This window comes from Kitasatospora gansuensis, from assembly GCF_014203705.1.
Classification (GTDB): Bacteria; Actinomycetota; Actinomycetes; order Streptomycetales; family Streptomycetaceae; genus Kitasatospora; species Kitasatospora gansuensis.
Genome location: NZ_JACHJR010000001.1, coordinates 2,654,284 through 2,681,049 on the forward strand (window position 1 = coordinate 2,654,284; position 26,766 = coordinate 2,681,049).

Sequence of the window (26,766 nt, forward strand, 5' to 3'; positions counted from 1 at the left end):
CGCGTCCTCCCAGCTTCTACTCCGGGTTGTCCACCAGGCTCTGGGCCGCCCTCGCGCTGAGTGACAGCGCCGTCCGCGCGTACGCGGGCGAAGCCCCCGCCAACCCGCAGGTCGGTGTCACCAGCACCCGGCGGCCCAGCAGCTCCGGGGACAGCCCCAACCTGCGCCACAACGTCCTGACACCCTGGACACTACCGGCCGGGTCCGTCATTCCCCGGTCGCTGGAGGGCACCACACCGGCGAGGAACACCGTGCCGGCCTCGACCGCCTCGCCGATCTCGTCGTCCTCACGCTCCGTCAGCAGACCGAAGTCCAGCGAGATCCCGGCCACCCCGGCCCGGCGCAGCAGCGGGATCGGCACCTCGGGCGCGCAGCTGTGCACCACGACGGGCGCGTCCAGCGCCGAGATCACGCTCCGCAGCACCTCCTCGGCGACCTGCCGGTCCACCGAGCGCAGCCGCTGGAAGCCGCTCGCGGTCTTCACGTCACCGGCCAGCACGGCGGGCAGCGAGGGCTCGTCCAGCTGGAGCACCACCTGTGCGCCGGGGATCCGCCGCCGGACGTCCTCGAGGTGCCGGCGCAGCCCCTCGGTGAGCGACTCGGCGATCCCCCGGCAGGCGCCCGGGTCGCGCAACGCCTTCTCGCCGCTGCGCAGTTCGATCGAGGCGGCCAGCGTCCACGGCCCGACCGCCTGCACCTTCAGCGCGCCCTGGTACCCCTGGGTGAACTCCTCCAGCGCGTCCAGGTCCTCGCCCAGCCAGGAGTGCGCCCGCTTGGTGTCCCGCCCGGGCCGGTCGGCGAACCGCCAGCCGCTCGGCTCGGTCTGCGCGAACAGCTCGACCAGCAGGCCCGCCCCGCGCCCGATCATGTCCGCCCCGGGCCCGCGCGCGGGCAGCTCCGGCAGATGCGGCAGGAACTCCAGCGCGCCGACGGCGGTCTTCGCCGCCTCCCGCGCGTCCGTGCCCGGCAAGGAACCGATCCCGGTCGCGGCGCCGACCAGCTCGGGGAAACCCAGTTGAGTGCTCACCCGGCCGAGCCTAGGGCACCTGCCGCTCAGCTCATGCCGAGGTGCTTGCGGGCGAAGCCGATGGTCGCCGCCAGGTGCCTGACCCGCTCGGCCGCGACCAGCGAACCGTGGCCCGCGTCGTAGCGGTACACCTCGTGCTCCTTGCCCAGCTCGGCCAGCCGGTGCACGTAGTTGTCGATCTGCCGGATCGGGCAGCGCGGGTCGTTCTCCCCCGCGATCACCAGCACCGGCACCGACACCGACTCGACGTAGCTGAGCGGCGAGGAGGCCAGGTAGCGCTCGGGCACCTCCTCGGGCGAACCGCCGAACAGGGACCGGTCGTACGCCTTGAGCGCCTCCATCTCGTCCTGATAGGCGGTCAGGTAGTCGGCGACCGGCGCGTTGCTGATGCCCACGGTCCAGTCGCCCGGGTGCAGCCCGAGCCCGAGCAGGGTCAGGTAGCCGCCCCAGGACCGCCCGGCCAGCACCAGCTGCTCCGGGTCGGCCAGGCCGGTGGCGACCGCCCAGTCCCGGACGGCCTTGACGTCCTCGAACTCGGTGAGTCCCGGCCGGCCCTCGATGGCGTCCCGCCAGGCCGACCCGTAGCCGGTCGAGCCTCGGTAGTTGACCTGGACCACGGCGAACCCGTGGTCCACCCAGGCCGCCACCAGCGGGTCGAAGGCGTCGGCGTCGTACCCGGTCGGGCCGCCGTGCACCTCGAAGACGCAGGGGTACGGCGCCGCGCCGCCCCGTGGCTTGGAGATCAGGGCGTGCACCGGACCGCCGGGGCCCTCGATCCAGGCGTCCTCGACCGGCACCGACGGCGGCGCGGCCGGACCGGGCGGGGCGAGCACCACGTGCCCGGCGGTCGACCGGATCACGTGCGGCTCGGCGGCGGAGGACCAGGCGAACTCGATGCTGCCGTCCGGGCGGACGGCCGCGGCCCGGACCGTGGCGGAGCCGATCGTCCCGCGCGGGGTCGGGATCCGGGTCAGCTGACCGCTCGTCAGGTCGTACCGGTAGAGCTCGTCCCTGGCGTGGTGGGAGTGCGAGATCAGCAGCGCGTCGCCGGTTGGGTACCAGTCGGCGCCGGTCTCACCGGGCAGGTCGAGGACCAGCTCGCGCTGGGCCCCGCTGACGGTGTCCCAGACCAGCAGTTCGGGCCGGCCGCGGCGCTCGTGCTCGACCAGCAGCCGCGGGTCGCCCGGGACGGGGGCGAAGCCGAAACCCTTGAGCCCGAGCCCGGCGCCGTCCCAGAGCTCGGCGACCGTCGAGCCGTCGACGGCGAGCACCCGCAGCGCGGGGTGCCGGCTGTCGCCGTGCTCGCTGTGCCCGATCGCGACCAGCGAGTCGTCGGCGGAGAGCGCCACCACCTGGGCGTCCTCCCGGTGTTGGTACAGCGTGACCGGGTCGGCGCCGTCGCGGCAGAGCTGGACCTCGCTGCCGGCCCTGCCGGTGCGGCCGATCACCGCGAGGCCGTCCGCGCCGAGCGCAAGCCCCGCCGGGTAGGCCGGCTCCAGGCCCGGCACCGCCGGCTCGTCGGTCTCCCCGTCGAACGGGCGGCGCATCCAGACGCCGAACTCGTCGCCGTCCGTGTCGGCGAACCACCACAGCCACCGGCCGCTCGGGTCGATGGTGCCGGTGAGGGTCCCGTTCGGGCGCCGGGTGACCTGCCGGTGGGTGTCGGTCGACCGGTCCCAGGCGTGGATCTCCCAGGTACCGGTGGCGTTGGACCGGTAGACGCAGCGTTCCGGCCGGTCCCTGGCCCAGACCGGCAGGCCGACCCGGGCCGCCCGGAGCCGGGACTGCCAGCGCTCGGTCTCGGACATCAGTGCACTCCTTCAGCGGTCTGGCTCTCGGCGGTCTCGGCGGTGGCACGCGACTTCGCCCGGTCCGCGAGCAGCAGGACGGCCAGCAGGCCGAGGCCCGCCGTCACCGGGATCACCACGGTGGGCGAGACGAACTCGGCGGCGGCACCGGCCGCCGCGAAGCCGAGGCCCTGCCAGAACATCAGGCCGGCGGTCTGGATGCTCAGTGCCCTGGCCCGCAGGTGCTCGGGGGCCACCTCCAGCAGCACCCGGTCCTGGCCCAGGTGGAAGCTGGAGCCGAGCCCGGAGACCACCAGCAGCACGGCGGTCAGCGCCACCCCGGGGCTGAACAGGAAGAACACCAGCGGCAGGAAGACCAGCGCGGCGGCGGGCGCGATCACCCGGACCTGGGTGGCCGCCGAGAGCCGCCAGTTGCTCAGCAACTCGCCCAGCACGGTGCCGATCGGGTTCGCGGTCAGCAGGAGCCCGGCTCCGACGCTGCCCGCGCCGAGTATGCCCGCGTACGGCACCGCGAGCGCCTCGGGGGCGACCCCGAGCATCGGCACCGCCCAGCCCAGCAGCAGCACCCGGCGCAGCGGCCGGACCTTCATGACCGCGCCGAGCCCGCCCAGCGAGTCCTTCAGCAGGGCCGGCCGGGGCGCGTCCTTGACGGACTCGACGGTCCGCTCCCGGGTGCCGAACTGCAGCAGCACCGCCGAGACCAGGAAGCTGACCGCGTTGCCCAGCAGGATCGCGCTCGGCGAAGCCACCGTCAGCAGCACGCCGCTGAGCGCGAATCCGCCCATCTGGGCGCCCTGGCTGACCAGCCGCATCAGGCTGCGCCCGGGCACGTAGACCGGCCCCGGCAGCACGTCGGGCAGGGTCGCCGCCCGGGCACCGGAGAACACCGGCTCGACCAGGCCGAGCACAAAGGCCAGCACCAGTACGGCTGCTGACGGTGTGCCAGGAAGCGCCATCGCTCCGGCCAGCAGCGCGGACAGCACGTTGCAGACCACCAGCAGGCGGCGCGGCGGGAACCGGTCCACCAGGGCCGAGAGCAGCGTCCCGGCCAGCAGGAACGGCGCGAGGATCAGGGTGAAGACGAGGGAGGCCAGCAGTGGCGAGCCGGTCTTCTGGTAGACGAGCACGGTGAGCGCGAAGTTCGCGACCACCGTGCCCGACATCGAGATGACGTGCGCCAGGAACACCGCGCGGAACTCACCGACGGCGAGGGCGTCGCGGTAACGGCCGGACGTGGTCAGAATGTGATCTCCAGCGGAAGGATTTCCAGCGTGCGCACGGTGGCGAGCTTCTTGTAGGTGGCCGGCTCCGCGAGCCGCAGCACCGCTCCGCGTTCGAGCAGTACGGTCAGCACCTCGCGCAGCAGCATATGGGCGAGGATCGAGCCTGAACAGGCATGTGCGCCGTATCCGAACGTCAGGTGGTGGTTGGGCCACCGTCCGAGGTCGATCCGGTCCGGCTCGGTGAAGTGCGCGGGGTCCCGGTTGGCGGCCGCGAACATCATCAACACGCCCTGGCCGCGCAGGACCTGAACACCCGCCAGCTCGGTGTCGCGCACCGCCAGCCGGGTGGTGCCCTGGATCGGCGCCTCGAAGCGGAAGAACTCGTGCGGGGCCCGGTCCAGCGTGACCGGGTCGCCCAGCTGCTCCTTGAGGATCCGCGGGTCGCGGGCCAGCGCGTGCAGGGCGTTGCCGAGCGAAGCGGGTACGGCGGTGAAGCCGTTCACCACCAGGGTGCGCAGCGAGTTCATGGTGGCCGCCCGCGGGATGCCGGCCTCGGTCGCCCGGTCCACCAACTCACGTAGCGGGGCGCCCGGTTCGAGCTCCTCCACCCAGGTCTCGATCAGGTCGGCGAGCTTGCCCTGGGCCTCGACCCCGGGCTTGCGGGCCGACGGCACCAGGCCGCCGTCCATCGCCTGGGTGATCGCGGCGGCGATCGGCCGGATCACGTCCAGCTCGAACTCGGGCAGGCCGAGCGCCTGCGGGATGAACCAGCGCGCCAGCGGCTCGGTGAACTCGGTGACCAGGTTGACCGGTCCGGCCGGCAGCGCGTCCAGCCGGGCCGCGATCTCGGCCCGGGCCCGCTTCGCCAGGCCGTCGCTGGCCATCTCCATCAGCGAGTGGGCCAGCACCCCGTAGATCCCGGTGTGCTCGGGCGGGTCGAAGGTGTGCACGCTCAGCGAGACGTCGGGCACGGTCTCCCCGGCCCGCCGCCAGTCGGCGGCGAAGTTCTCGTGGTCGAGCAGCACACGCTTGCAGTGCTCGTACGAGGTGAGCACCCAGCTGTCCAGCCGGTCGCTCCAGACCGGACCGCCCAGGGCCCGCAGGGCCTCGTACGTCGGGTACGGGTCCTTCAGCGTCTCCGGGTCCAGCGGGTCGTAACGGTCGATCAGGTCGCTCTGCTCGGTCAGGCCGGTCAGGTCGGTCATTCTCGGGTCAGCTCCCAGCGGTTCGAAAGGTGACGGGCAGTCGGTCCGGGTAGCGCAGCGTGGCGCGCGTCTCGCGTACGGGCGGTCCGGCCAGGCGGGGCGGGCGCGGTGCCCGGATCAGGCCGGTCACCAGGGCGCGGATGATGATCCGGGCGAGCATCGCGCCGGAACAGGCGTGCGGCCCCCAGCCCAGGGACAGGTGCCGGTTGGGGCTGCGGTCGAGCACCAGCTCGTCGGGCGAGGCGAACTGGGCGGGGTCGCGGTTGGCGGCGCCGAACAGCATCAGGACCAGCTGGCCGCGCTCGACCGTGACGTCGCCGATGGTGGTCCGCCGCACGCACGCCCGGGTGGTGCCCTGCACCGGGCTGTCGAACCGGAGCAGCTCGTCGACCCCGGTCTCCAGCAGCTTCGGGTCGCGCAGCCGCTCCAGTGCCTCCGGCCGCTCCAGCAGCGCCAGCACCGCGTTCGCGGCGGCGCCGACGGTGGTGCTGAATCCGGCCAGGAAGAGCACCCGGGAGCTGTTCCAGATCTCGCCCTCGGAGACCCCCGCCTGCGCCGCGCCCGCCAGCACCTGGGTCAGCAGGCCGGGCCCGCGGGTGGCGTGGTGCCACCCGGCGATCAGCTCGTTGATCTCCTTGCGCGCGGCCATCGCCGGCTCCAGCACCTCGGGCCGCAGCCCGGCGTCCATGCCGTGCACCAGCGCGTCCGACTGGGCGGCGAAATCGGCCACCGGCGGGATGTCGACACCCAGCAGCCGGCAGACCGCCGAGAGTGCCACCGGACGGGCCAGTTCGGCCGTGAAATCGAATTCTTCGGCCGTCGAGAATTTCTCCAGCAGTTCCGTGGTCTCGGCCAGCGCCATATCTCCGATATGGTCCAGATCCTGATCCCGGAATGCCGTGGTGAAAAGCCGACGAATAGGCGTGTGATCCGGCGGGTCGAGTGCCTGCATGCTCATCACCGTCGAAGCCGACTCGTGGCCGGCTCGCCGCCAGTCGCTGGCGAAGTTCGCGGCGTCCCCCAGGACGGCCCGGCAGTCCTCGTACCTGGTCAGCACCCAGGAGTCGAGCCGATCACTCCAGAACACCGGTGCGCTGTCACGGAGTTCGGAGTACGTCGGATAAGGGTCGGTCACCATGACCGCCGACAGCGGGTCATAGTCAGGCACGTGGGTGTCCCCTCGGAAGTTTATTGCAGAAGACAGGCGCGTGGCCCGGGCGTTCAGCCCGGGCCACGCCGTGAGTTATCAGTAGTCGTAACGCATGTCGAACCCCCCTCTCCGGGCCGGTGACCACCGTGCTTTCAATTCCCCGCCGGTGGCCGTGTCCCAACTATCACTCGGCTCGACAGCTGTCGCAACTGTCATTTCGCGCCCGTCCGTTCGAATCGGGCGACGCTGTCCGGAATTGATCGGCGGAGATCACCCAGGGTCATGCCAAAGAGATACCGAAAGCAGGTTTGTCCGGCCGTAGGTCTGATATGCCCGATATCCACCGCCCCGTCATTCGCGGCCAATCCGGGCATACCCGGTGGAGCGGTCGGCCGGCCCCGGCCGGTGGCGCCTCACCCAACGTGTTTCGCGGCTCGGCGATTCGGCCCCGAAGCACCCTCCCCGCGACCGGACCCGCCGTATCCGATCTGACCCGTGCGCATCAAGCCTGGTGAGAGGCCCGATGGTGCTCCGGGCATGCCGAAGCCCCTGGCGCGGAACCACAGTTCCGCCCCAGGGGCTTCACAGAACGAACGCTCGGTCAGCCGCCCGGGCGGACCGTGATCTCGGTGATCTCGGCGTCCCGGGGCAGGTCCAGCGCGGTGAGGATCGCGGTGACGACCGACTCCGGCGCGATCCAGCGGGACGGGTCGTACTCCTTGCCCTCCTGCTGATGCACCTTCACCTGCATCGCGGTGGCCGTCCGCCCCGGGTAGACCGAGGTGACCCGCACCCCGTGCCCGTGCTCCTCGGCCCGCAGCGCGTCCGCCAGCGCCCGCAGCCCGAACTTGCTGGCCGCGTACGCCCCCCAGGTGGCGTCGGCCCGCAGGCCGGCCCCGGAGTTGACGAAGAGCACGTGACCCCGGGCCTGCCGGATCGAGGGCAGCAGCAGCCGGGTGAGCTCGGCCGGCGCGACCAGGTTGACGTTCAGCTGCTCCTGCCAGCCCTTGACCGGCAGATCGCCGATCTCGCCGAGCTGGACCACGCCCGCGATGTGCAGGATCGAGTCCAGCTCGATCGGCAGCTCCTGCTGGCCGAGCGCCCAGGACAGCTTCGCCGGGTCGGCCAGGTTGCCGACCAGCGTCCGGCTGCCGGGGAAGCGGGCCCGCAGCTCGGCACCGCGCTTGGCGTCCCTGGCCAGCAGCCAGAGCTGCTCCCCGCGTTCGGCCAGCCGCTCGGCGACCACCGCGCCGATGCCGGAACCCGCTCCGGTGATCAGGTGAGCACCCATCAGTTCTTCTCCTCCAACAGGGCCAGCGCCTCGGCCGGTTCGGCCGCGAAGCTGATCAGCTCGGCCAGCGGCCGGGGCAGGAAGCCCTCGGCGTCCATCCGCTCCAACTGGGTGCGCAACCCGCCGTAGAAGCCCTCGGTGTCGAGCACCACCACCGGCTTCTCGTGCATCGCGTGCTTCTTCAGCTCCAGCACCTCGGTGATCTCGTCCAGCGTCCCGAGCCCGCCGACCAGCACCACCAGGGCATCCGCCCGGGCCAGCAACTGCGCCTTCCGCTCGGCCAGGTCACGCGCCATCACCAGCTCGTCGGCGCCCTCGTACGTCTTGTGCGCCAGGAACTCCACCGAGATCCCGACCAGCCGCCCACCGGCCTCCTTGACCCCGTCGGCCAGCAGCCCCATCAGCCCGGCGTGCGAACCACCCCAGACCAGGGTGTGCCCACCGGCCCCGAGCAGGCGGGCGAACTCGGCGGCGGGGGCGGTGTACTTCTCGTCCAGCGAGTACGCGGAACAGAAAACAGTGATGTTCATAGTGCCCCCAGGTCTACCAGGTGCACTGCCCGCCGCCCACCTGGTTAGGAGACAGCCCTCAGGCGCTGACCCGGCGCCGCTCGGTGGTCGCGATGGTGGCCGAGCCGACCACCCGGGTGCCGTCGTAGAGCACGACGGCCTGGCCGGGGGCGATGCCCCGGGCGGGGGTGGCCAGTTGGACGTGGAGCTCGTCGTCGGTCAGCGTGGCGGTGACCGGGACCTCGTCGCCGTGGGCGCGGAGCTGGGCGGTGTAGGAGCCCTGGCCGGCCGGGGCCTCGCCGCACCAGCGGGGGCGGATCGCGGTCAGGCCGAGCACGTCGAGCCCCTCGGCGGGGCCGACCGTGACGGTGTTGTTCACCGGTGAGATGTCGAGCACGTAGCGGGGCTTGCCGTCGGCGGCCGGGGTGCCGATCCGCAGGCCCTTGCGCTGGCCGATGGTGAAGCCGTACGCCCCGTCGTGCTCGCCGAGCTTGCTGCCGTCGGCGTCCACGATGTCGCCGGTGGCGGTGCCGAGGTGCTTGGCCAGGAAGCCCTGGGTGTCGCCGTCCGCGATGAAGCAGATGTCGTGGCTGTCCGGCTTCTTGGCGACGGCCAGGCCGCGCTGCTCGGCCTCCACCCGGATCAGGTCCTTGGTGGTGTCGCCGAGCGGGAAGAGCGAGTGCGCGAGCTGGTCGGCGTCGAGCACCCCGAGCACGTACGACTGGTCCTTGGCCATGTCCACGGCGCGGTGCAACTGCCGCTCCCCGGACGGGAGATCGACGATCCGGGCGTAGTGCCCGGTGCAGACCGCGTCGAAGCCGAGCGCGATCGCCTTGTCCAGCAGCGCGGCGAACTTGATCTTCTCGTTGCAGCGCAGGCAGGGGTTCGGGGTCCGGCCGGCCGCGTACTCGGCGACGAAGTCGTCGATCACGTCCTCGCGGAACCGCTCGGCCAGGTCCCAGACGTAGAACGGGATGCCGATCACGTCGGCGGCCCGGCGGGCGTCCCGGGAGTCCTCGATGGTGCAGCAGCCCCGGGCGCCGGTCCGGAAGGACTGCGGGTTCGAGGACAGCGCCAGGTGCACGCCCGTCACCTCGTGCCCGGCCGCCACCGCCCGCGCGGCGGCCACGGCCGAGTCGACGCCGCCGGACATCGCCGCGAGCACGCGGAGCCGGCCATTGCCAGGGGACACGGGAGCACCGGGGAAATCAGTCATGATGCGGACAAGCCTACGTCGTCAACGACGCGCTGCGGCGGCGAGTCCGGCGTTCCGGGCCCTCAGCACGGCCGGGCCGATCGCGGCGGCCAGCGCGGCCACGTCGTCCCGGGTCGAGGTATGGCCCAGCGAGAACCGGAGCGAGGCCCGGGCCAGCAGCGGGTCGGCGCCCATCGCGAGCAGGACGTGGCTGGGCTGCGGGACGCCGGCCGAGCAGGCCGAGCCGGTGGAGCACTCGATGCCCTGGGCGTCCAGCAGCATCAGCAGCGCGTCGCCCTCGCAGCCGGGGAAGGAGAAGTGCGCGTTGGCGGGCAGCCGCCCGGCGGCCGTCGGATCGCCGTTCAGCACGGCGTCGGGCACCGCCCGGAGCACCTCGGCGACCAGCTCGTCCCGGAGCGCGGCGACCACCGCGGCGTGCTCGGCCCGGCGCTGCACCGCGAGCTCGGCGGCGGCGGCGAACCCGGCGGCGGCGGGCACGTCCAGCGTCCCGGACCGTACGTCGCGCTCCTGGCCGCCGCCGTGCAGCAGCGGCACCGGCGTGACGCCCCGGCCGAGCAGCAGCGCGCCGACCCCGTACGGGCCGCCGACCTTGTGCCCGGTGACGGTCAGCGCGTCCAGCCCGGAATCGGCGAACGAGACCGGCACCTGGCCCAGCGCCTGCACCGCGTCGGCGTGCATCGGGATGCCGAACTCCCGTGCCACCGCGACGAGTTCGTGGATCGGCTGCAGGGTGCCGACCTCGTTGTTGGCCCACATCACGGTGACCAGGGCGACCGAGGACGGGTCCCGCTCGATCGCCTCCCGGAGCGCCTCGGGGTGCACCCGGCCGTAGCCGTCCACCGGCAGGTACTCGACCTGGGCGCCCTCGTGCTCGGAGAGCCAGTGCACCGCGTCCAGCACCGCGTGGTGCTCGACCGGGCTGCACAGCACCCGGCGGCGGGCCGGGTCGGCGTCCCGGCGGGCCCAGTACAGGCCCTTCACCGCGAGGTTGTCGGACTCGGTGCCGCCACCGGTCAGCACGATCTCGCTGGGCCGCGCGCCGAGCGACTGCGCCAGCGACTCGCGGGACTCCTCGACCACCCGGCGGGCCCGGCGGCCGGCCGCGTGCAGGGAGGAGGCATTGCCGACCACCCCGAGGTGCGCGCTCATGGCGGCGATCGCCTCGGGCAGCATCGGGGTGGTGGCCGCGTGGTCGAGATAAGGCATAGCGGCACAAGTGTAGGGGCCCGGCCGGTCACGATTTGGCCATTGCACCCTGTGCAACGCGCAGTTAGCCTCCTGGCTCAACTCATCCGGTAAGGGGGCGCGGCGGAATGTCGCAGACGGTGGACCGGGCGCTGACCATTCTGGCCTCGCTCGGCGACGGGCCCGCGTCCCTGGAACAGGCCGCCGCCCGGATCGGCGTGCACAAGTCCACCGCCCTCCGGCTGCTCCGCACGCTGCAGGAACACGGCCTGGTGGACCGCCAGCCGGACCAGCGCTACCGGCTCGGCGGCCGGCTGTTCTCACTGGCCCAGCAGGCCCTGGCGGGGATCGACGTCCGCCAGGTCGCCGCCCCGTTCCTGGCCTCGCTGAACGACCGGTACGGGCACACCGTGCAACTCGCGGTGCTGGACGCTGGCGAGGTGCTCTACCTCGACAAGGTGCAGAGCCGCTACCCCGACCGGCCCGGCACCTGGTCCGACCCGGCCGCCCGGATCGGACAGCGCGTCCCCGCGGTCGCCACCGCGGTCGGCAAGGTGCTGCTGGCGGATCTGCCGGAGGATCAGCTGACGGCCTTTCTGGACGTCCAGGAGTTCCCGGCCAGGACCAGCACCAGCATCCGCACCGCCGAGGAGTTCCGGGTCGAGCTGACCGCCGTACAGCGCCAGGGCTGGGCGGTCGACCAGGCCGAGTACCAGGAGACGGTGAACTGCATCGCCGCCCCGGTGGTCGGCCCCGAGGGCACCACGATCGCCGCCTGCTCGATGTCCGCCCCGGTCGGGGTGGCGCCGATCGCCGAGCTCAGCCGGCTGCTGCCCGAACTGCTCTGCACCGTCGAGGCGATCTCGCTGGCGTACGGCGGCTCGCCTACTCCTCGCTGGTGCGAGAACCGTTGCGGTGCCAAGCACGCGGCGCCCGCCAGCCGTACTTGAGCGCCAGCATCCGCAGCACGAACGCGGTCAGCGCCGAGGCGGTGCCGGACGCGGTGGTGAGCTGCCCGGCGCCGATCAGCACCACCACCATCGCCGAGCCGACCAGCGCGGGCACCGCGTAGATCTCCCGGTCCCAGCGCAGCAGCGCGGGCATCTCGTGCGCCAGCACGTCCCGGATCACCCCGCCGCCGGCCGCGGTCAGCATGCCGAGCGCCATCGAGGACACCGCGCCAAGACCGTAGTCGTGCGCCTTCGCGGTGCCGGTGACGCAGAACAGGCCCAGGCCGAACGCGTCCAGGGTCTGCACGGCGCGGTTGATCCGCTCCACCTCGGGGTGCAGGAAGAACACCACCAGGGCGGCCAGCAGCGGGGTGACGAAGTACCCGAGATTGGTGAACGCCACCACCGGAGTGGCCCCGATCACCAGGTCACGCATCACCCCGCCGCCCAGCGCGGTCGCCTCGGCGAGCACACAGATGCCGAAGATGTCCATGTTCTTGCGGACCGCCAGCAGACCTCCGGACAGGGCGAACACGAAGATGCCGATCAGGTCCAGGGTCTGCTGCACATCGGGGGAGAAAAGCTGCGAAGTCACCGTCAATTCTTACCGCGCCGGTCACCCGTACGAGCACAGCCGCCCCGGTACGAGCCGGTCAGCCCGTCGCGTGGCCTACCGCGACCAGGGCGGCGACCGGCAGCGCGACGGTGCCGTCCGGCTCGGCCCAACGGGCCGTCAGGGCGTCGTACCGCTCCCTGATCCGCCGCACGGTGGCCTCGTCCTGACCCTCGATCAGCGAGGAGGTGAGCACCGTGCCGGTCAGCACCGCCCGCCACCAGCGGTCCGGCGCGACCCGGTGGGTCCAGCCGACCCGGTGCACCTCGACATCGGTCAGGCCCCCGGTGCGCAGCAGCCCGGCGAACCGCTCGGGCGTCGCGTACGGCGCGAACGGCGCGGTGTCCGGGAGTCCGGCCGGGCGGGCCGCACCGGCCTCGGCGACGGCGGCGAAGAAGACGCCCTGGGCCTGGTTGGCCGTCAGCTCGTCCCAGCAGGAGAGCACCACCCGGCCGCCGGGGACCACCACCCGGGCCAGGTCGCGGACCGCCGCCGGCGGATCCGGTACGTGGTTGATCACGAACGCCCCGACCGCGCAGTCGAACTCGTCCGCCCCGAACGGCAGCCCGGGCAGCTCGCCCCGCAGCACCTTCGGCAGCACCCTGCCTGCCTCGGCCACCATCTCCGGCACCGCGTCGGTGGCCACCACCTCGGCACCCAGCCCGCTCGCCGACAACGCCAACCGGCCGGTGCCGCACCCCACTTCGAGCAGCCGGACACCCGGCCGCACCTCCGCCTCGGCCAGCAGCCGCGCGTGCAGCCCGGCCGTCATCGCACCGAAACCGTCGTCGTACGTACCGCTCCGGCGGGCCCATCCCCTGCGCTCGAACTCCGCGAACTCCACCACGTGCTGCCCCTAAGTTGACCGTCACCGGTCGCGCCAAGATCAGCTTGCACCACAAGGGGCTCGGGGCTCTACTGACGTGCGGCTCCGCCGCATGGGCGACGCCGACCTTTTGGCAGGTGCTCAGCCGACTACGGTCAGGGGCTCGGGGAACGGCGACGAGATCTGGCGTGCGGGTCAAAAGGCGAAAGTGCCTGACCATGTACGCACGCGTGACCTTCTCCGAGGTCGGCGTCGCAGTTCCCCGAGCCCCTGGACCATAGATGGTGGAGCCCCTGCCAGAAGGCTAGACGGCGTTCTCCGGGAAGTGGCAGGCCACCTGGTGCCCCGCCTTGGCCGCGGCGAGCGGCGGCTCCTGGCTCGCGCAGATGTCCTGGGCCTTCCAGCAGCGGGTGCGGAACCGGCAGCCGCTGGGCGGGTTGATCGGGGACGGCACGTCGCCGGTGAGCAGGATCCGCTCGCGCTGGTGCCTGCGCCGGGGGTCCGGCGTCGGCACGGCCGACATCAGCGCGGTGGTGTACGGGTGCATCGGCGCCGTGTAGAGCGAGTCCCGGTCGGCGATCTCCACCACCTTGCCGAGGTACATCACCGCGACCCGGTCGGAGACGTGCCGGACCACCGAGAGGTCGTGCGCGATGATCAGGTAGGTCAGGCCGAGCTCGTTCTGCAGGTCGTCGAGCAGGTTCACCACCTGGGCCTGGATCGACACGTCGAGCGCGGAGACCGGCTCGTCGGCGACGATCATCTTCGGCTTGAGGGCGAGTGCCCGGGCGATCCCGATCCGCTGCCGCTGCCCGCCGGAGAACTCGTGCGGGTAGCGGTTGTAGTGCTCGGGGCTGAGCCCGCAGAGCTCCAGCAGCTCCTGCACGGCGCGCTTGGTGCCGTGCTCGGTGGCGACCTTCTGCAGCTTGAACGGCGCACCGACGATGGTGCCGATGGTGTGCCGGGGGTTCAGCGAGGAGTACGGGTCCTGGAAGATCATCTGGATGTCGCGGCGGAGCGGACGCATCGCCGAGACGCCGAGGTGGGTGATGTCCCGGCCCTCGAACTCGATCTTGCCGGCGGTGGGCTCGTCCAGTCGGGTGACCAGTCGGCCCATCGTCGACTTGCCGCAGCCGGACTCGCCGACCACGCCGAGGGTCTCACCCGCGCGGACCTCGAAGTCGATCCCGTCCACCGCCCGGACCGCGCCGGTCTTGCGGCCCATCAGTCCCTTGGTGATCGGGAAGTGCCGGGCCAGCCCGGAGACCCGGAGCAGCGGCTCACGGTCGGAGGCCGGGGAAGGCGAAGCCGCAGGAATCAGCTTGGGCGTCGCCGTCGATGCGTCCGTCATGGGGTCTTCTCCTGAGGGGTGGTACGTGCTCACAGCCGGGGCGCGATCTCGTCGGTGAAGATCCGGTGCCGTTCGGCGATCGGCAGGTGGCAGGCGGCGTGGTGCCCGGGAGCGGCCTCGGCCAGGGTGGGGACGTCCGTGTCGGACCGGCCGCCGGTGAGCGAGGCGTACGGGCAGCGCGGGTGGAAGGCGCAGCCGGACGGGACGTTGATCAGGCTGGGCGGGGTGCCCTTGACCGGGATCAGACGCTCCTGGAGCGGCCGGTCCAGTCGCGGCATCGAGCCCAACAGGCCCCAGGTGTAGGGGTGTTCGGGAGACTCGAAGAGCGAGGCCGCCGGGCCGCGCTCGATGCACTTGCCGCCGTACATCACCAGGATGTCGTCGGCCAGCTCGGCCACCACACCCAGGTCGTGGGTGATGATGATGACCGCGGAGCCGAACTCCTGCTGCAGGTCCCGGATCAGGTCCAGGATCTGCGCCTGGACGGTGACGTCCAGCGCGGTGGTGGGCTCGTCGGCGATCAGCAGCGAGGGGTCGTTGACCAGCGCCATCGCGATCATCGCGCGCTGCCGCATGCCGCCGGAGAACTCGTGCGGGTAGGAGTCCACCCGCTTGTCGGGCTGCGGGATGCCGACCCGGTCGAGCATCTCGATCGCCCGGGTGCGGGCCTGCTTCTTGGAGACGCCCGGGTGGTGGGCCTGGTAGCCCTCGACGATCTGGGCGCCGACCGAGTAGTACGGGTGCATCGCGGTCAGCGGGTCCTGGAAGATCATCGCCATCTTCTGGCCGCGCAGCTGCCGCACCCGGTCGGGGTCGGCGCTGACCAACTCCTCGCCGTCCAGCCAGACTTCACCGCTGATCCGGGGTGCGCCGCGCTTGGTGCCGGTGCGGTGCAGACCCATGATGGAGAGCGAGGTGACGGACTTCCCGGAGCCGGACTCGCCGACGATGCCGAGCGTCTTGCCCTTCTCCAGGGAGAAGTTGAGGCCGTCGACGGACTTGACCAGGCCGTCGTCGGTGGGGAAGTGCACCCGCAGGTCGCGGACGGTGAGGAAGCCCTCGGGAGCCTCGCCGCGCTGACCGGGGACGATGGTGGTGTTCTTGCTCATGTCAGCCTCACCCGGGGGTCGACCACGGCGTACAACACGTCAACCACGAGGTTCGCCAGGATGATGAAGAAGCCGGCGAACAGGGTCACGCCCATGATCACCGGAAGGTCGCTGGAGTTGATCGCGTAGACCGCCTCGTAGCCCAGACCACGGAAGTTGAAGGTCGACTCGGTGAGCACCGCGCCACCGATCAGACCGCCGAGGTCCATCCCGAACACGGTGAGGATCGGGGTCAGCGTGGAGCGCATCGCGTGCTTGCCGATCACCTTCCGCTCGCTCAGGCCCTTGGCCCGCGCGGTCCGGATGTAGTCCTCGCCGAGCACGTCCAGCAGCGTGGCCCGGGTGAGCCGGGCGTACGTCGCGGCGTACAGGAAGGCCAGGGTGATCCAGGGCAGCATCAGGTTCTGCGCCCAGGCGATCGGGTCGGTGCCCAGCTCGACGTAGTCGTGCGGGAACCAGCCGAGCTGGTAGACGAAGATCGCGCTGGCCAGCATGCCGGTGAAGTAGATCGGCAGCGAGACGCCGGCCAGAGCGGTGGTCATGGTGATCCGGTCCAGCAGGGTGCGGCGCTTGAGCGCCGAGACCACACCGGTCGCGGTACCGAAGACCAGCCAGAGCACGGAGGCGCCGGCGGCGAGCGAGGCGGTGACGCCGAGCCGGTTCAGCAGCAGCGGCCAGACCGCCTGCTCGGTCTTGAAGGAGTACCCGAAGCACGGGGCGGCGCAGTGCGAGACGCTGACGCCGGTGCTGTAGTCGCGCCCGACGAACAGCCCCTTCAGGAACAGGTAGAACTGCTCGATGATCGGCTTGTCGAGGCCCATCTTGTGTCGGGCGCCTTCGACCGCGGCCTTGTCGGCGATCTTGCCGACGTAGTAGAGCGCAGGGTCGGTGCCGGTGAGTTTCGGCACCATGAAGAAGATGGCGAAGGTGACCGCAGCGACCACCACGAGCATGGCGACGACATTGACGAGCCGTCGGATGAAATACACGAGCATTGCGGTCGACCCCGCCGGGCACCGGCCGGAACCCCTGTAGGAGTTCCGACCGGCCCCGGCGGAGCCTTCACCTGCCCTTCGGACTAGCTGAGCGAACTACGGAAGCGGGGACAGGTCGGGGTCACTTGCCGTCAGAGACACCCAGGGCCTGGAAGTCCACCTCGCCGAAGGCGTCGTTGATGAACACGTTGGTCAGGCGCGGGTTGCGGTAGTTCAGCGCCTTGTCGGCGACGATCGGCAGCCAGACCGCCTGGTCCACGACCTTGTGGTTGATCTTCTTGTAGAACTCGGCCGCCTTCGCCGGGTCCGTGGTCGCCGCGGCCTGGTCGAACCAGCCGTCGACCTCCGGGTCGCTGGTCTCCGGGTAGTTGCTGTTACCGGTCTTGGTGATGAAGCGGCTGTCCATGAGCGGCTGCATGTAACCGTGGCCGTTCGGGAAGTCCGCGCCCCAGCCGGCCACGATCAGGCCGTAGTTCTTGGTGTGGACGGTGTCGGGCGAACCCGCGACCGAGGCCAGCAGCTTGCCGTCGTACTGCTCGACGTTGACCGTGACGTTGATGGCCTTCAGGGCGGTCTGCAGCGCGACGGCCGAGTTGACCTCCTTGGCCTTGTTGCCACGGACGGCGATGGTGGTGGTGAAGCCCTCCGGCTTACCGCACTCCTTCAGCTCCGCCTTGGCCTTCTCGACGTCCGGCTTGCCCTTGGTCAGGCCGAACGGGTCGTAGTCGTCCGAGCCGAGGATGTTCGGGGGCAGCATCGAGCCGAACAGCGAACCGGCCGAGGAGCCGCCACGGGCGGTCTGCAGCGCGGTGGTGTCGGCCGCGTACAGCACCGCCTTGCGGCAGTGGATGTTGTCGAACGGCGCGACCTTCGGGACCAGCGAGATGAAGCGGATGAAGCCGTTGTACGGGTTGTCCGTGTTGGCCTTCAGCGCCGGGTCGGTGAGGACCTTGGCCTGGGCGGCCTGCGAGAGACCGGTCTGGCCCCAGTCGAGGTCGGCGGTGCCGTCCAGCTGACGGGCGTCCATGTCGTCGGCGTTGGTGGTGATCGTCAGCTTGACGACGTCCGGCAGCGCCTTGCGGAACGAGTCGGTGGCCGGGTCCCAGTGCTCGTTGCGGACCAGCTCGTAACCCTTGCCCGGCTCGGCCGACTTGAACTTGTACGGGCCCGAGGAGACCGGCTTGTCACCGTACTTGGCACCGGTGTCCAGCTTCTGCGGCACCGGCGAGGCCGAGCCCATCGCCAGCAGGTACGGGAAGGAGGAGTCCGCGTCCTTCAGGTGGAAGACGATGGTGTTGTCGTCCGGGGTCTCGACCGTCTTCAGACCCAGCTTGTTCGGGTCGGTGTCGGTGTAGGGACCCTTGTAGTCCTGGCCCTGGTCGAGCGAGTTGATCAGGTAGGTCGGACCACCGGCGACGACGTCCTGCGCGAAGATGCGCTCGATGCCGTACTTGATGTCCTTGGTGGTGATCGCCGAGCCGTCCTCGAACTTCAGGCCGCTCTTCAGCTTGAAGGTGTAGGTCTTGCCGTCAGCGGAGATCTCCGGCTGCGCGGCGGCGAGGTCCGGAACGAGCTTCAGACCCTCCTTGCCGGGCTTGCCGTCGAAGGCGAGCAGCGTACGGGCGTAGAAGCGCTCGTAGTTCCACACCGAGGCGTAGTAGGCGCGGCCCGGGTCCAGCGAGTCGACGTCCGTGGCGGACCACAGGTTGAGGGTGCCGCCCTTCTTGTCGGACGGGTTGTGCACCTTGTCGACGGCGGCGTTGAAGCCGCCCTTCGAGGCGGACTTGCTGGCACCGTCGCCGGCGCTGCCGCCCTTCGAGCCGCCGCAGGCGGAGACGGTGAGGGCCAGCGTGGCCACCAGGGCGGCGGCGGCGAGCGTCCTATTACGCGTCATGGGTACGGATCCTCCTGATGATGTGCGGGCCTGAGCGGTCCGCCGGGGGGCTGTGGTCCCCCAAGTGGGTGGGCCGCGGGGTGGACCGGCCGCCGATGGGGGTCGGACGGCCGTGCGGGGTGAGGCAGTTGGTGCTGGACGCGGGCTCAGTTGCCCTTGGGGTCGAGCGCGTCGCGCAGGCCGTCGCCGAACAGGTTGAAGGCGAGGACGGTGATGAAGATCGCCAGACCGGGGACGACCATGTAGGTCGGGTCGACCTGGTAGATCTTGGTGGCTTCGGAGAGCATCTGGCCCCACGAGGGGGTCGGCGGCTTGACGCCCGCGCCCAGGAAGCTCAGCGCGGCCTCACTGAGGATGTTGGTCGGGATGATCAGGGTCGCGTAGACCAGGATCGGCGCCACCAGGTTGGGCAGCAGCTCGCGGAGCAGGATGTGCACACTGCCGGCGCCCAGGCTGCGGGCCGCGTCGACGAACTCGCGTTCACGCAGCGACAGGGCCTGACCTCGGACGATCCGCCCGATGTAGGGCCAGCCGAAGCCGCCGATGACCACCACCAGGATGCCCATCCGGAGGAAGCTGCCGTCGACACCGAGCAGCGAGCTCGGCATGACGGAGACCAGCGCGATGCTGAACAGCAGCTGGGGGAAGGCGAGCAGGACGTCCATGACCTTGCTGATCACCGAGTCGACCCAGCCGCCGAAGTAGCCGGCCGCGGTGCCCAGCAGGACGCCGATGACCACCGAGAAGGCGGCCGACAGCAGGGCCACCGTGAGGGAGATCCGGGCGCCGTAGATGATCCGGCTGAAGACGTCACGGCCGAAGGTCGGGTCGACCCCGAGCAGGAAGTCACCGCTCATGCCACCGAAGGAGCCCAGCGGCAGCCCGAGGTCCGGGTTGATCTGGTCCGGGTGCGGCTCGTCGACCGGATGGCCGAACAGCGCGATGAGCACCGGCGCGAAGACCGCGGCCAGGATCAGCAGCAGGACCACGACGCCGCCGGTCAGCGCGATCTTGTCGCGCTTCAGCCGGTCCCAGGCGATCCGGCCGGGTGAACGGCCCTCGATCCGCTTGGCCGGTACGGCAGTTGGCGGCGGAGCGTCGGTCGTGCTCTCAGTGGAAGTGCTCATGTCTCAGTTCGTTCCCCTCGCCGACGGTGGCCGGCCCACGGTCCGGACACACGGGCGCGGGCCCGGTGGGGCCCGGGCCCGAAGGTGGTCCGGTGTCGCGTACTAATGCGGTGGTGGTGCTGGTGCGTCGGTGCGGTGCTGCCGGCCGCGGATGCGGCGGTGTACGAAGAATGCTGTAAAGCAAGGGAGTTGCAGGACCGGGTTGGCCGAACCCTTGAACCGCTTTGGGCAGACTCTCTGCCATTCGGGTTGTCGCACGCCAGACCTGACAACCGAAGGATGCCCAACTGTGATCTGTCTGCATGCACTCGTGATCTTGCCGAATAGCGCTCTTCACACGGCTGTTACATGTCTGTCAAGATGCGTGCAGATGAACAAACCGGACGTACCCCAACTACCCCTTCGGAGCAGGGGGGTTCACTGCCAGGGCTGGTGCGGCCAGTACCCCTGGGCCGGGTAGGGGCGGGCCTCCCGATCGAAGAACGGGCGGGCGAAGGCGCGCATCCACATCGCCACCGGGTCCCACTCGTCAGCCAGCACCACCGTCGAGACCGGCAGCCCGGCCGGGATCTGCGGCACCGCCCGGTGCACCAGCGCCCGGGCCGCCTCGACGGCGGGCGGCGAGGTGTCGTACAGGTCGAGACCGATCGCCAGGTAGGGCTCACCGAGAGCCGGGCGCACCCAGGCCTGCCGGAGCGCCCGGACCGGGCGCACCTCGGCCGCCTCGCGCTGCAACTGGGCGTAGAACTGCGGTGCCTGGACCACCGGGTCGGTCAGCTGGAGCGGCCCGGCCGGCAGCCGGTCCAGGCCGGCCGCGATCCGCCGCAGGTCGGCCCAGGGCACACCGACCCCGCCGCCGGGCACGTGCGGGTTGAGCCACAGGCCCCAGCGCGTCCGGTACAGGGCGTTGGCGATCTCCGGTCCGGAGATCACCTCGTGACTTCGGGCCCAGCCGCTCGCGGCCAGCTGCTCGGGCGAGGTGACGGCGGGGGCGTAGCCGTGGCCGCCGAGCTCCATGTTCCCGTACTGGGCGTCCGGGCTGCCGGGGGTGCCGTGCCAGAGCAGCATCCAGACCCGGCCCTCGGCCAGCGCGTACAGCAGCCGCTCGTAGGCGTCGAAGCGGTCGGGCGCGACCTCGCCGAGGGCGCGCTCGATCGCGCCGTCTGCCGTCGCTCCCGCGCTCATGCCTCGCTCCGCCCGTTTCCGCCCGTCTCGCCCTGGGCTCCGAGCGAAGCCTATTGGCCCGCCCGGACAGCCGTCATACCGCCGCCCCGTACCGGCGGGTCCCCCGCCGGCTCAGCCCGCGACCGCCCCGGACCTGACGTAGAAGGGACGTACCCGGGTGAGCATCCACTCCACCACCGGATCGGCCACCAGATCCAGCAGCACCAGGTGGACGCCCCACGGCGGCGGGGTGGTTCCGAGCGCCCGGCCGAGCGCCTCGTTCACCTGCCCCGGATCGGCCGGCCAGCCGGCGTCCAGCTGCACCCCGATGAACAGCACCGGCGTGTCCCGCTCCACCCCGGCCAGCGCCCGACGGGCCGTCAGCACTCCCGGCAGCTCGGCGAGTTCGGTGATCGCGGCGCCCAGGAAGGCGTACGGCTCCTCGGCCGGCTCCGGCTCCCGCAGCGCCACCCGCGCACCGTCCGGCTGCTGCTCCCAGCGCTCGCCCTGCGGCCCGCGGCGCAGCTCGCCGACCCCCTCCGGAGGCACCGGGATCCCCACCGGCGCCTCCGGGTTGACCGCGATGCCGACCCCGAGCGGCAGCCCGCGGGCGAACTCCCAGGCCGGGGCGATCGCGAAGGCCAGACCCGGCGCGTGCCGCAGGAAGGTCTCCTGCGAGGAGAACACCGGGACGTACGGCGAGCCCGCCAGTTCGATCGTGGGCAGATCGAGACCGCTGCCCTGTGGGTCCGCCCCGGCCGGCAGCGGGATCCAGATCTGACTGCGGGCCAGCACCTCGATCACCCGGGGCGTCGCGCCCGGGTCGCCGAGCGCGGCGGTCAGCACCTGCTCCAGCTCGTTGACCGGCCAGCTGCCGCCGGGCGGCGCGGTGCCCGGCTCCGCCCATGCCTGCGCCCCTGTGTCGCCCGCCGGGTACCCCATCGCCCCTGCTACCGCCCCTCTATGTCTTTGCTGCCAAGAGCGTAGGGCCTGTCTGCCGATTCCCGTCGGATCAGGCCGGGTCGTTCGGTGCGTGCGCTCGGCGTGCGGCCGGGGCGGCCTCGTAGCGGAGCTACTTGGTCGTTTCGGCCGTGCGGCGAGCGTGCGTGCCGGGCGGGCCGGCCCCGACGGGAATCGGCAGACAGGCCCTCGGCCCGGCCCCCTCTCCCCTTGGGGCGTCGACTCGTGCCATGATGACCCCGCCCACAACTTCACACTGGCCGCTCGAACCCGCGCGGGAGAGTCCGGACTGCCCTCGTGGCACAGGCCGGCGCCGAAGGAGCAAGTCCTCCCCGGAATCTCTCAGGCACCCCTACCGCCCGGGCGAGGCAGATCTGGAAAGTGGACACGGCCGCGCCGTGCGCCCACCCACGGTGCAAGCCGCCATCCTTGGATGTGCGGTGAAGCTCTCAGGTTGTGACGACAGACGGGGAGACTCCACCCCCGCATGCCCGTTTGCTGCCAAGGAGTCCAGTCACCATGTCCCCTCGCCTCACCGCGCTCGACGCGCTGCACCGCTCGCTCGGCGCGACCATGACCGACTTCGCCGGCTGGGACATGCCGCTCCGCTACGGCAGCGAGCGTGAGGAACACCTCGCGGTCCGTACCAAGGCGGGTCTCTTCGACCTCTCGCACATGGGCGAGATCACCGTGACGGGCCCTCAGGCCGGTGAACTGCTGGACCACGCGCTGGTCGGCTTCATCTCCGCGCTCGGCGTGCTGCGCGCCCGGTACACCATGATCTGCCGCGAGGACGGCGGCATCCTGGACGACCTGATCGTCTACCGCACCGGCGAGACCGAGTACATGGTGGTCGCCAACGCCTCGAACGCCCAGGTGGTGCTGGACGCGCTGACCGAGCGCGCGGCCGGCTTCGACGCGGTGGTCCGGGACGACCGGGACGCCTACGCGCTGATCGCGGTCCAGGGCCCGGAGGCCAACGGCATCCTGGCCTCGGTCACCGACGCCGACCTGCCCGGCCTCAAGTACTACGCGCTGCTGCCCGCCACCGTCGCGGACCGCGAGGTCTGGCTGGCCCGCACCGGCTACACCGGTGAGGACGGCTTCGAGGTCTTCTGCGCCCCGGCCGACGCCGAGCACCTGTGGAACGCGCTGACCGAGGCCGGCGCCCCGGTCGGCCTGGTCCCGGCCGGCCTGTCCTGCCGCGACACCCTCCGCCTGGAGGCCGGCATGCCGCTGTACGGGCACGAGCTGTCCACCGACCTGACCCCGTTCGACGCCGGTCTGGGCCGGGTGGTGCGCTTCGACAAGACCACCAACGACGGCGAGTTCGTCGGCCGCAAGGCCCTGGAGGCCGCCGCCGCACAGGCCGAGGCCAACCCGCCGCGCAAGCTGGTCGGCCTGGTCTCCGAGGGCAAGCGCGTCCCGCGCGCCGAGTACGACGTCGTCAGCGTCGACGGCACCCCGATCGGGCGGATCACCTCGGGTGCCCCGTCCCCCACCCTGGGCAAGCCGATCGCCATCGCGTACGTGGACGCGGCGCACGCCGCCCCCGGCACCGCGGTGGCCGTCGACGTGCGCGGCAAGCACGAGCCGGTCGAGGTCGTCGCGCTGCCGTTCTACAAGCGCGCCCGCTGAGCCTGACACCCTTTCAGTTCCCGCAGTCCCCCGGTCCGCTCAGCGGACGGCTTCGCCCTACCCTCTTGCGATCCTGGAGAATGACGCCATGAGCAACCCCACGCACCTGCAGTACACCGAGGAGCACGAGTGGCTGACCGAGGCCGTGGACGGTGTCTCGACGGTCGGCATCACCGCGCACGCGGCTGACGCCCTCGGCGACATCGTCTACGTCCAGCTCCCCGAGGTCGGTGACACCGTCACCGCTGGTGAGACCTGTGGCGAGCTCGAGTCGACCAAGTCGGTCAGCGACCTGTACTCCCCCGCCACCGGCGAGATCGTCGAGATCAACCAGGCCGTCATCGACGACCCGGCCTCGGTCAACAGCGACCCGTTCGGCGACGCCTGGCTCTACAAGGTCAAGGTCGAGGCGACCGACAAGCTGCTGTCGGCCGCCGAGTACGACGCCTTCATCAAGGCCTGAACCACTGGTTGACGGGGGGTCGGCCGCAGCGCGGCGGCCGGCTCTCTCCCTTGGTCCATTGCCCGCACCGCCCCACGGGAAGACCCTGACATGACGGTTCTTAACCAGTCCCTGCACGCGCTCGACCCCGAGATCGCCGCCGCGGTCGACGCCGAGCTGCACCGCCAGCAGACCACCCTCGAGATGATCGCCTCCGAGAACTTCGCGCCCGTCGCGGTGATGGAGGCGCAGGGTTCGGTCCTCACCAACAAGTACGCCGAGGGCTACCCCGGCCGCCGCTACTACGGTGGCTGCGAGCACGTCGACGTGGCCGAGCAGATCGCCATCGACCGGGTCAAGGAGCTGTTCGGGGCGGAGTACGCCAACGTGCAGCCGCACTCCGGCGCCTCCGCCAACCAGGCCGCGCTGTTCGCGATCGCCCAGCCCGGCGACACCATCCTGGGCCTGGACCTGGCGCACGGCGGCCACCTGACCCACGGCATGCGGCTGAACTTCTCCGGCAAGCAGTTCAACGTGGTCGCGTACCACGTCGACTCGGCCGGCCTGGTCGACATGGCCGAGGTCGAGCGCCTCGCCAAGGAGCACCGCCCCAAGGTGATCATCGCGGGCTGGTCCGCCTACCCGCGCCAGCTGGACTTCGCCGAGTTCCGCCGGATCGCCGACGAGGTCGAGGCCTACCTCTGGGTCGACATGGCCCACTTCGCGGGCCTGGTCGCCGCCGGTCTGCACCCGAACCCGGTCGAGTACGCGGACGTGGTCACCTCCACCACGCACAAGACGCTCGGCGGTCCCCGCGGCGGCATCATCCTGGCCAAGCAGGAGTTCGCCAAGAAGCTGAACTCCTCGGTCTTCCCCGGCTTCCAGGGCGGCCCGCTCGAGCACGTGATCGCGGCCAAGGCCGTCTCCTTCAAGGTCGCCGCCTCGCCGGAGTTCAAGGAGCGCCAGGAGCGCACCCTCGCCGGCGCGCGGATCCTCGCGGAGCGCCTGCTGCAGGACGACGCGACCGCGGCCGGTGTCTCGGTCCTCTCGGGTGGCACCGACGTGCACCTGGTCCTGGTCGACCTGCGCAACAGCCAGCTCGACGGCCAGCAGGCCGAGGACCGGCTGCACGAGGTCGGCATCACGGTGAACCGCAACGCCGTCCCGAACGACCCGCGCCCGCCGATGACCACCTCCGGCCTGCGGATCGGCACCCCCGCGCTGGCCACCCGCGGCTTCCAGGCCGAGGACTTCAGCGAGGTCGCCGACATCATCGCCGAGGCCCTGCTGCCCACCTTCGACGAGGCCAAGGCCGAGTCGCTGAAGGCCCGGGTCACCGCGCTGGCCGTGAAGTACCCGCTCTACCCCGAGCTGTAGTCGGCTCTTCGCCGGGAGGTGTGACAGGCGACACCCGCCACACCTCCCGGTCACCCGGGGCACCGCGCACACTGGACAGTGAGGCGGTGCCCCGTCCCATGCTCAGCGCGTGTCCGTCCACAAGACGGGCCGTCACCCTCCACGAGACCAGACAAGGACGTCACCCCGTGGCCATCAGCGTCTTCGACCTCTTCTCCATCGGCATCGGCCCCTCCAGCTCACACACGGTCGGCCCGATGCGCGCGGCCCGGATGTTCGCCCGCCGCCTGAAGTCCGAGAGCCTGCTGGCCCAGACGGCCGGCATCCGGGCCGAGCTGTTCGGCTCGCTCGGCGCCACCGGCCACGGCCACGGCACCCCGAAGGCCGTCCTGCTCGGCCTGGAGGGCAACTCCCCCCGCACGGTCGACGTCGACCAGGCCGACGTCGACGTGGAGCGGATCAAGGCCGAGAAGCGGCTCCACCTGCTCGGGGTCCAGGACATCGCCTTCGACCCCGACACCCAGCTGATCCTGCACCGCCGCCGCTCGCTGCCGTACCACGCCAACGGCATGACGCTGTGGGCCTTCGACGCCGACGGCACCGAGCTGCTGTCGAAGACGTACTACTCCGTCGGCGGCGGCTTCGTGGTCGACGAGGACGCGATCGGTGCCGACCGGGTGGTCCCCGACGACACCGCGCTGCGCTACCCCTTCCGCACCGGCGACCAGCTGCTCCGGCTCACCCGGGAGACCGGCCTTTCCATCTCGGGCCTGATGCTGGAGAACGAGAAGGCCTGGCGCAGCGAGGCCGAGATCCGGGCCGGGCTGCTGGAGATCTGGCGGGTCATGCAGGAGTGCGTCGCGGCCGGCATGAGCCGCGAGGGCATCCTGCCGGGCGGCCTGAAGGTCCGCCGGCGGGCCGCCTCCGGCGCCCGCGCGCTGCGTGCCGAGGGCATCGGCCCGGCCAACGCGATGGAGTGGGTCACCCTCTACGCGATGGCCGTCAACGAGGAGAACGCCTCCGGCCAGCGGGTGGTCACCGCCCCCACCAACGGCGCGGCCGGCATCATCCCCGCCGTCCTGCACTACTTCACCAACTTCATCCCCGGCGCCGACGAGGACGGCATCGTCCGCTTCCTGCTCGCGGCCGGTGCGATCGGCATGCTCTTCAAGGAGAACGCCTCCATCTCCGGCGCCGAGGTCGGCTGCCAGGGCGAGGTCGGCTCCGCCTGCTCGATGGCGGCCGGCGGCCTGGCCGAGGTCCTCGGCGGCAGCCCCGAGCAGGTCGAGAACGCCGCCGAGATCGGCATCGAGCACAACCTCGGCCTGACCTGCGACCCGGTCGGCGGCCTGGTCCAGATCCCCTGCATCGAGCGCAACGGCATGGCCTCCGTGAAGGCCGTCACCGCCGCCCGGATGGCGCTGCGCGGCGACGGCCGCCACCACGTCTCCCTCGACAAGGCGATCAAGACCATGAAGGAGACCGGCGCCGACATGAAGGTCAAGTACAAGGAGACCTCGCGCGGCGGCCTCGCGGTCAACGTCATCGAGTGCTGAGTTCAGCGCTCTGACCTGGCTCTATGGCTTCCTCGTCATTCCTCACCGATCCTCACCCTTCCTCAGAGTGGTCCTCTCCAGAGGCTCCCCCGGGCCTGGATTCTCCCCACACGCTCCCCAGAGTTCCTGACATGAAAATGGCCCCGGACCCGTCGAACGACGGGTCCGGGG

At 71.3% G+C, this 26,766-nt stretch carries 23 protein-coding genes and 1 riboswitch; of the genes, 5 read left to right on the forward strand and 18 right to left on the reverse strand.

The window, feature by feature from the left end; all coding sequences use genetic code 11:
- Positions 1-16 precede the first annotated feature (16 nt).
- From F4556_RS11555 to F4556_RS11595, 9 genes are all read right to left on the reverse strand, one after another.
- Complete coding sequence (locus F4556_RS11555) at positions 17-1,027, reverse strand: methionine synthase (RefSeq protein ID WP_313068269.1); 1,011 nt, start codon at positions 1,025-1,027, stop codon at positions 17-19.
- A gap of 26 nt (positions 1,028-1,053) precedes the next feature.
- Positions 1,054-2,835 carry a S9 family peptidase gene (locus tag F4556_RS11560; protein ID WP_184914005.1) on the reverse strand — a complete coding sequence of 594 codons (1,782 nt, stop codon included), beginning with the start codon at positions 2,833-2,835 and terminating at the stop codon, positions 1,054-1,056.
- Positions 2,835-4,079 (reverse strand): MFS transporter, encoded by a 1,245-nt coding sequence (locus F4556_RS11565; protein ID WP_313069189.1) that lies wholly within the window; start codon positions 4,077-4,079, stop codon positions 2,835-2,837. The genes F4556_RS11560 and F4556_RS11565 overlap by 1 nt, the downstream gene beginning before the upstream one ends.
- Positions 4,073-5,263, reverse strand: coding sequence for a cytochrome P450 (locus tag F4556_RS11570; RefSeq protein WP_184914008.1), 1,191 nt, complete (start codon positions 5,261-5,263; stop codon positions 4,073-4,075). Before F4556_RS11570 ends, F4556_RS11565 begins: the two co-directional genes overlap by 7 nt.
- Before the next feature lie 7 nt (positions 5,264-5,270).
- Positions 5,271-6,431, reverse strand: a complete 1,161-nt coding sequence (locus F4556_RS39420; protein WP_184914010.1) for a cytochrome P450 — start codon at positions 6,429-6,431, stop codon at positions 5,271-5,273.
- A gap of 583 nt (positions 6,432-7,014) precedes the next feature.
- Entirely contained in the window at positions 7,015-7,704 is a 690-nt protein-coding gene (locus F4556_RS11580) for an SDR family oxidoreductase (RefSeq protein ID WP_184914012.1), read from the reverse strand.
- Positions 7,704-8,234 (reverse strand): LOG family protein, encoded by a 531-nt coding sequence (locus F4556_RS11585; RefSeq protein ID WP_184914013.1) that lies wholly within the window; start codon positions 8,232-8,234, stop codon positions 7,704-7,706. Before F4556_RS11585 ends, F4556_RS11580 begins: the two co-directional genes overlap by 1 nt.
- 58 nt (positions 8,235-8,292) lie before the next feature.
- Entirely contained in the window at positions 8,293-9,429 is a 1,137-nt protein-coding gene (gene mnmA / locus F4556_RS11590; RefSeq protein ID WP_184914015.1) for a tRNA 2-thiouridine(34) synthase MnmA, read from the reverse strand.
- Between the two features lie 21 nt (positions 9,430-9,450).
- Entirely contained in the window at positions 9,451-10,635 is a 1,185-nt protein-coding gene (locus tag F4556_RS11595; protein ID WP_184914017.1) for a cysteine desulfurase family protein, read from the reverse strand.
- A gap of 107 nt (positions 10,636-10,742) precedes the next feature.
- On the opposite strand from F4556_RS11595, the gene F4556_RS11600 reads away from it, so the two are divergent.
- Complete coding sequence (locus tag F4556_RS11600) at positions 10,743-11,564, forward strand: IclR family transcriptional regulator (RefSeq protein WP_184914019.1); 822 nt, start codon at positions 10,743-10,745, stop codon at positions 11,562-11,564.
- Here the strand turns inward: F4556_RS11600 and F4556_RS11605 are convergent.
- From F4556_RS11605 to F4556_RS11645, 9 genes are all read right to left on the reverse strand, one after another.
- The gene (locus F4556_RS11605; protein WP_184914021.1) at positions 11,500-12,159 is read right to left on the reverse strand and encodes a trimeric intracellular cation channel family protein; all 660 of its coding nucleotides are present in this window, start codon (positions 12,157-12,159) and stop codon (positions 11,500-11,502) included. The genes F4556_RS11600 and F4556_RS11605 overlap by 65 nt on opposite strands.
- Before the next feature lie 58 nt (positions 12,160-12,217).
- Positions 12,218-13,024 (reverse strand): class I SAM-dependent methyltransferase, encoded by an 807-nt coding sequence (locus F4556_RS11610; protein WP_184914022.1) that lies wholly within the window; start codon positions 13,022-13,024, stop codon positions 12,218-12,220.
- 283 nt (positions 13,025-13,307) lie between these two features.
- Positions 13,308-14,354 (reverse strand): ABC transporter ATP-binding protein, encoded by a 1,047-nt coding sequence (locus tag F4556_RS11615; protein ID WP_184914024.1) that lies wholly within the window; start codon positions 14,352-14,354, stop codon positions 13,308-13,310.
- Positions 14,355-14,383: 29 nt separating this feature from the next.
- Entirely contained in the window at positions 14,384-15,463 is a 1,080-nt protein-coding gene (locus F4556_RS11620) for an ABC transporter ATP-binding protein (protein ID WP_184914026.1), read from the reverse strand.
- Positions 15,460-16,458: an ABC transporter permease gene (locus F4556_RS11625; RefSeq protein WP_184914028.1), complete on the reverse strand. Its 999-nt coding sequence runs from the start codon at positions 16,456-16,458 to the stop codon at positions 15,460-15,462. The genes F4556_RS11620 and F4556_RS11625 overlap by 4 nt, the downstream gene beginning before the upstream one ends.
- A 121-nt stretch (positions 16,459-16,579) precedes the next feature.
- Positions 16,580-18,352, reverse strand: a complete 1,773-nt coding sequence (locus tag F4556_RS11630; protein ID WP_184914029.1) for an ABC transporter substrate-binding protein — start codon at positions 18,350-18,352, stop codon at positions 16,580-16,582.
- A gap of 146 nt (positions 18,353-18,498) precedes the next feature.
- On the reverse strand, positions 18,499-19,479 hold the full coding sequence (locus tag F4556_RS11635; RefSeq protein WP_184914031.1) for an ABC transporter permease: 981 nt from the start codon (positions 19,477-19,479) through the stop codon (positions 18,499-18,501).
- A gap of 417 nt (positions 19,480-19,896) precedes the next feature.
- On the reverse strand, positions 19,897-20,664 hold the full coding sequence (locus F4556_RS11640) for an enhanced serine sensitivity protein SseB C-terminal domain-containing protein (protein ID WP_184914033.1): 768 nt from the start codon (positions 20,662-20,664) through the stop codon (positions 19,897-19,899).
- Positions 20,665-20,775: 111 nt separating this feature from the next.
- Positions 20,776-21,585 (reverse strand): enhanced serine sensitivity protein SseB, encoded by an 810-nt coding sequence (locus F4556_RS11645; RefSeq protein WP_184914035.1) that lies wholly within the window; start codon positions 21,583-21,585, stop codon positions 20,776-20,778.
- 283 nt (positions 21,586-21,868) lie between these two features.
- Positions 21,869-21,971, forward strand: a riboswitch (glycine riboswitch).
- A gap of 151 nt (positions 21,972-22,122) precedes the next feature.
- On the opposite strand from F4556_RS11645, the gene gcvT reads away from it, so the two are divergent.
- The 4 genes from gcvT (at position 22,123) to F4556_RS11665 (ending at position 26,595) form a co-directional block, all read left to right on the forward strand.
- Positions 22,123-23,241, forward strand: coding sequence for a glycine cleavage system aminomethyltransferase GcvT (gene gcvT / locus F4556_RS11650; protein ID WP_184914036.1), 1,119 nt, complete (start codon positions 22,123-22,125; stop codon positions 23,239-23,241).
- 88 nt (positions 23,242-23,329) lie between these two features.
- Positions 23,330-23,704 (forward strand): glycine cleavage system protein GcvH, encoded by a 375-nt coding sequence (gene gcvH, locus F4556_RS11655; RefSeq protein WP_184914038.1) that lies wholly within the window; start codon positions 23,330-23,332, stop codon positions 23,702-23,704.
- 90 nt (positions 23,705-23,794) lie between these two features.
- Positions 23,795-25,060 (forward strand): serine hydroxymethyltransferase, encoded by a 1,266-nt coding sequence (gene glyA / locus F4556_RS11660; RefSeq protein WP_184914040.1) that lies wholly within the window; start codon positions 23,795-23,797, stop codon positions 25,058-25,060.
- Between the two features lie 167 nt (positions 25,061-25,227).
- Positions 25,228-26,595: an L-serine ammonia-lyase gene (locus F4556_RS11665; RefSeq protein WP_184914042.1), complete on the forward strand. Its 1,368-nt coding sequence runs from the start codon at positions 25,228-25,230 to the stop codon at positions 26,593-26,595.
- Positions 26,596-26,766 lie beyond the last annotated feature (171 nt).

Bases quoted from the DNA above. Each gene is read 5' to 3' on its own strand.
- F4556_RS11560 (WP_184914005.1), bottom strand. From the start codon at position 2,835: ATGTCCGAGACCGAGCGCTGGCAGTCCCGGCTCCGGGCGGCCCGGGTC.
- F4556_RS11570 (WP_184914008.1), bottom strand. From the start codon at position 5,263: ATGACCGACCTGACCGGCCTGACCGAGCAGAGCGACCTGATCGACCGT.
- F4556_RS11580 (WP_184914012.1), bottom strand. From the start codon at position 7,704: ATGGGTGCTCACCTGATCACCGGAGCGGGTTCCGGCATCGGCGCGGTG.
- F4556_RS11585 (WP_184914013.1), bottom strand. From the start codon at position 8,234: ATGAACATCACTGTTTTCTGTTCCGCGTACTCGCTGGACGAGAAGTAC.
- mnmA (WP_184914015.1), bottom strand. From the start codon at position 9,429: ATGACTGATTTCCCCGGTGCTCCCGTGTCCCCTGGCAATGGCCGGCTC.
- F4556_RS11595 (WP_184914017.1), bottom strand. From the start codon at position 10,635: ATGCCTTATCTCGACCACGCGGCCACCACCCCGATGCTGCCCGAGGCG.
- F4556_RS11600 (WP_184914019.1), top strand. From the start codon at position 10,743: ATGTCGCAGACGGTGGACCGGGCGCTGACCATTCTGGCCTCGCTCGGC.
- F4556_RS11615 (WP_184914024.1), bottom strand. From the start codon at position 14,354: ATGACGGACGCATCGACGGCGACGCCCAAGCTGATTCCTGCGGCTTCG.
- F4556_RS11620 (WP_184914026.1), bottom strand. From the start codon at position 15,463: ATGAGCAAGAACACCACCATCGTCCCCGGTCAGCGCGGCGAGGCTCCC.
- F4556_RS11625 (WP_184914028.1), bottom strand. From the start codon at position 16,458: ATGCTCGTGTATTTCATCCGACGGCTCGTCAATGTCGTCGCCATGCTC.
- F4556_RS11630 (WP_184914029.1), bottom strand. From the start codon at position 18,352: ATGACGCGTAATAGGACGCTCGCCGCCGCCGCCCTGGTGGCCACGCTG.
- F4556_RS11635 (WP_184914031.1), bottom strand. From the start codon at position 19,479: ATGAGCACTTCCACTGAGAGCACGACCGACGCTCCGCCGCCAACTGCC.
- F4556_RS11640 (WP_184914033.1), bottom strand. From the start codon at position 20,664: ATGAGCGCGGGAGCGACGGCAGACGGCGCGATCGAGCGCGCCCTCGGC.
- F4556_RS11645 (WP_184914035.1), bottom strand. From the start codon at position 21,585: ATGGGGTACCCGGCGGGCGACACAGGGGCGCAGGCATGGGCGGAGCCG.
- gcvT (WP_184914036.1), top strand. From the start codon at position 22,123: ATGTCCCCTCGCCTCACCGCGCTCGACGCGCTGCACCGCTCGCTCGGC.
- gcvH (WP_184914038.1), top strand. From the start codon at position 23,330: ATGAGCAACCCCACGCACCTGCAGTACACCGAGGAGCACGAGTGGCTG.
- glyA (WP_184914040.1), top strand. From the start codon at position 23,795: ATGACGGTTCTTAACCAGTCCCTGCACGCGCTCGACCCCGAGATCGCC.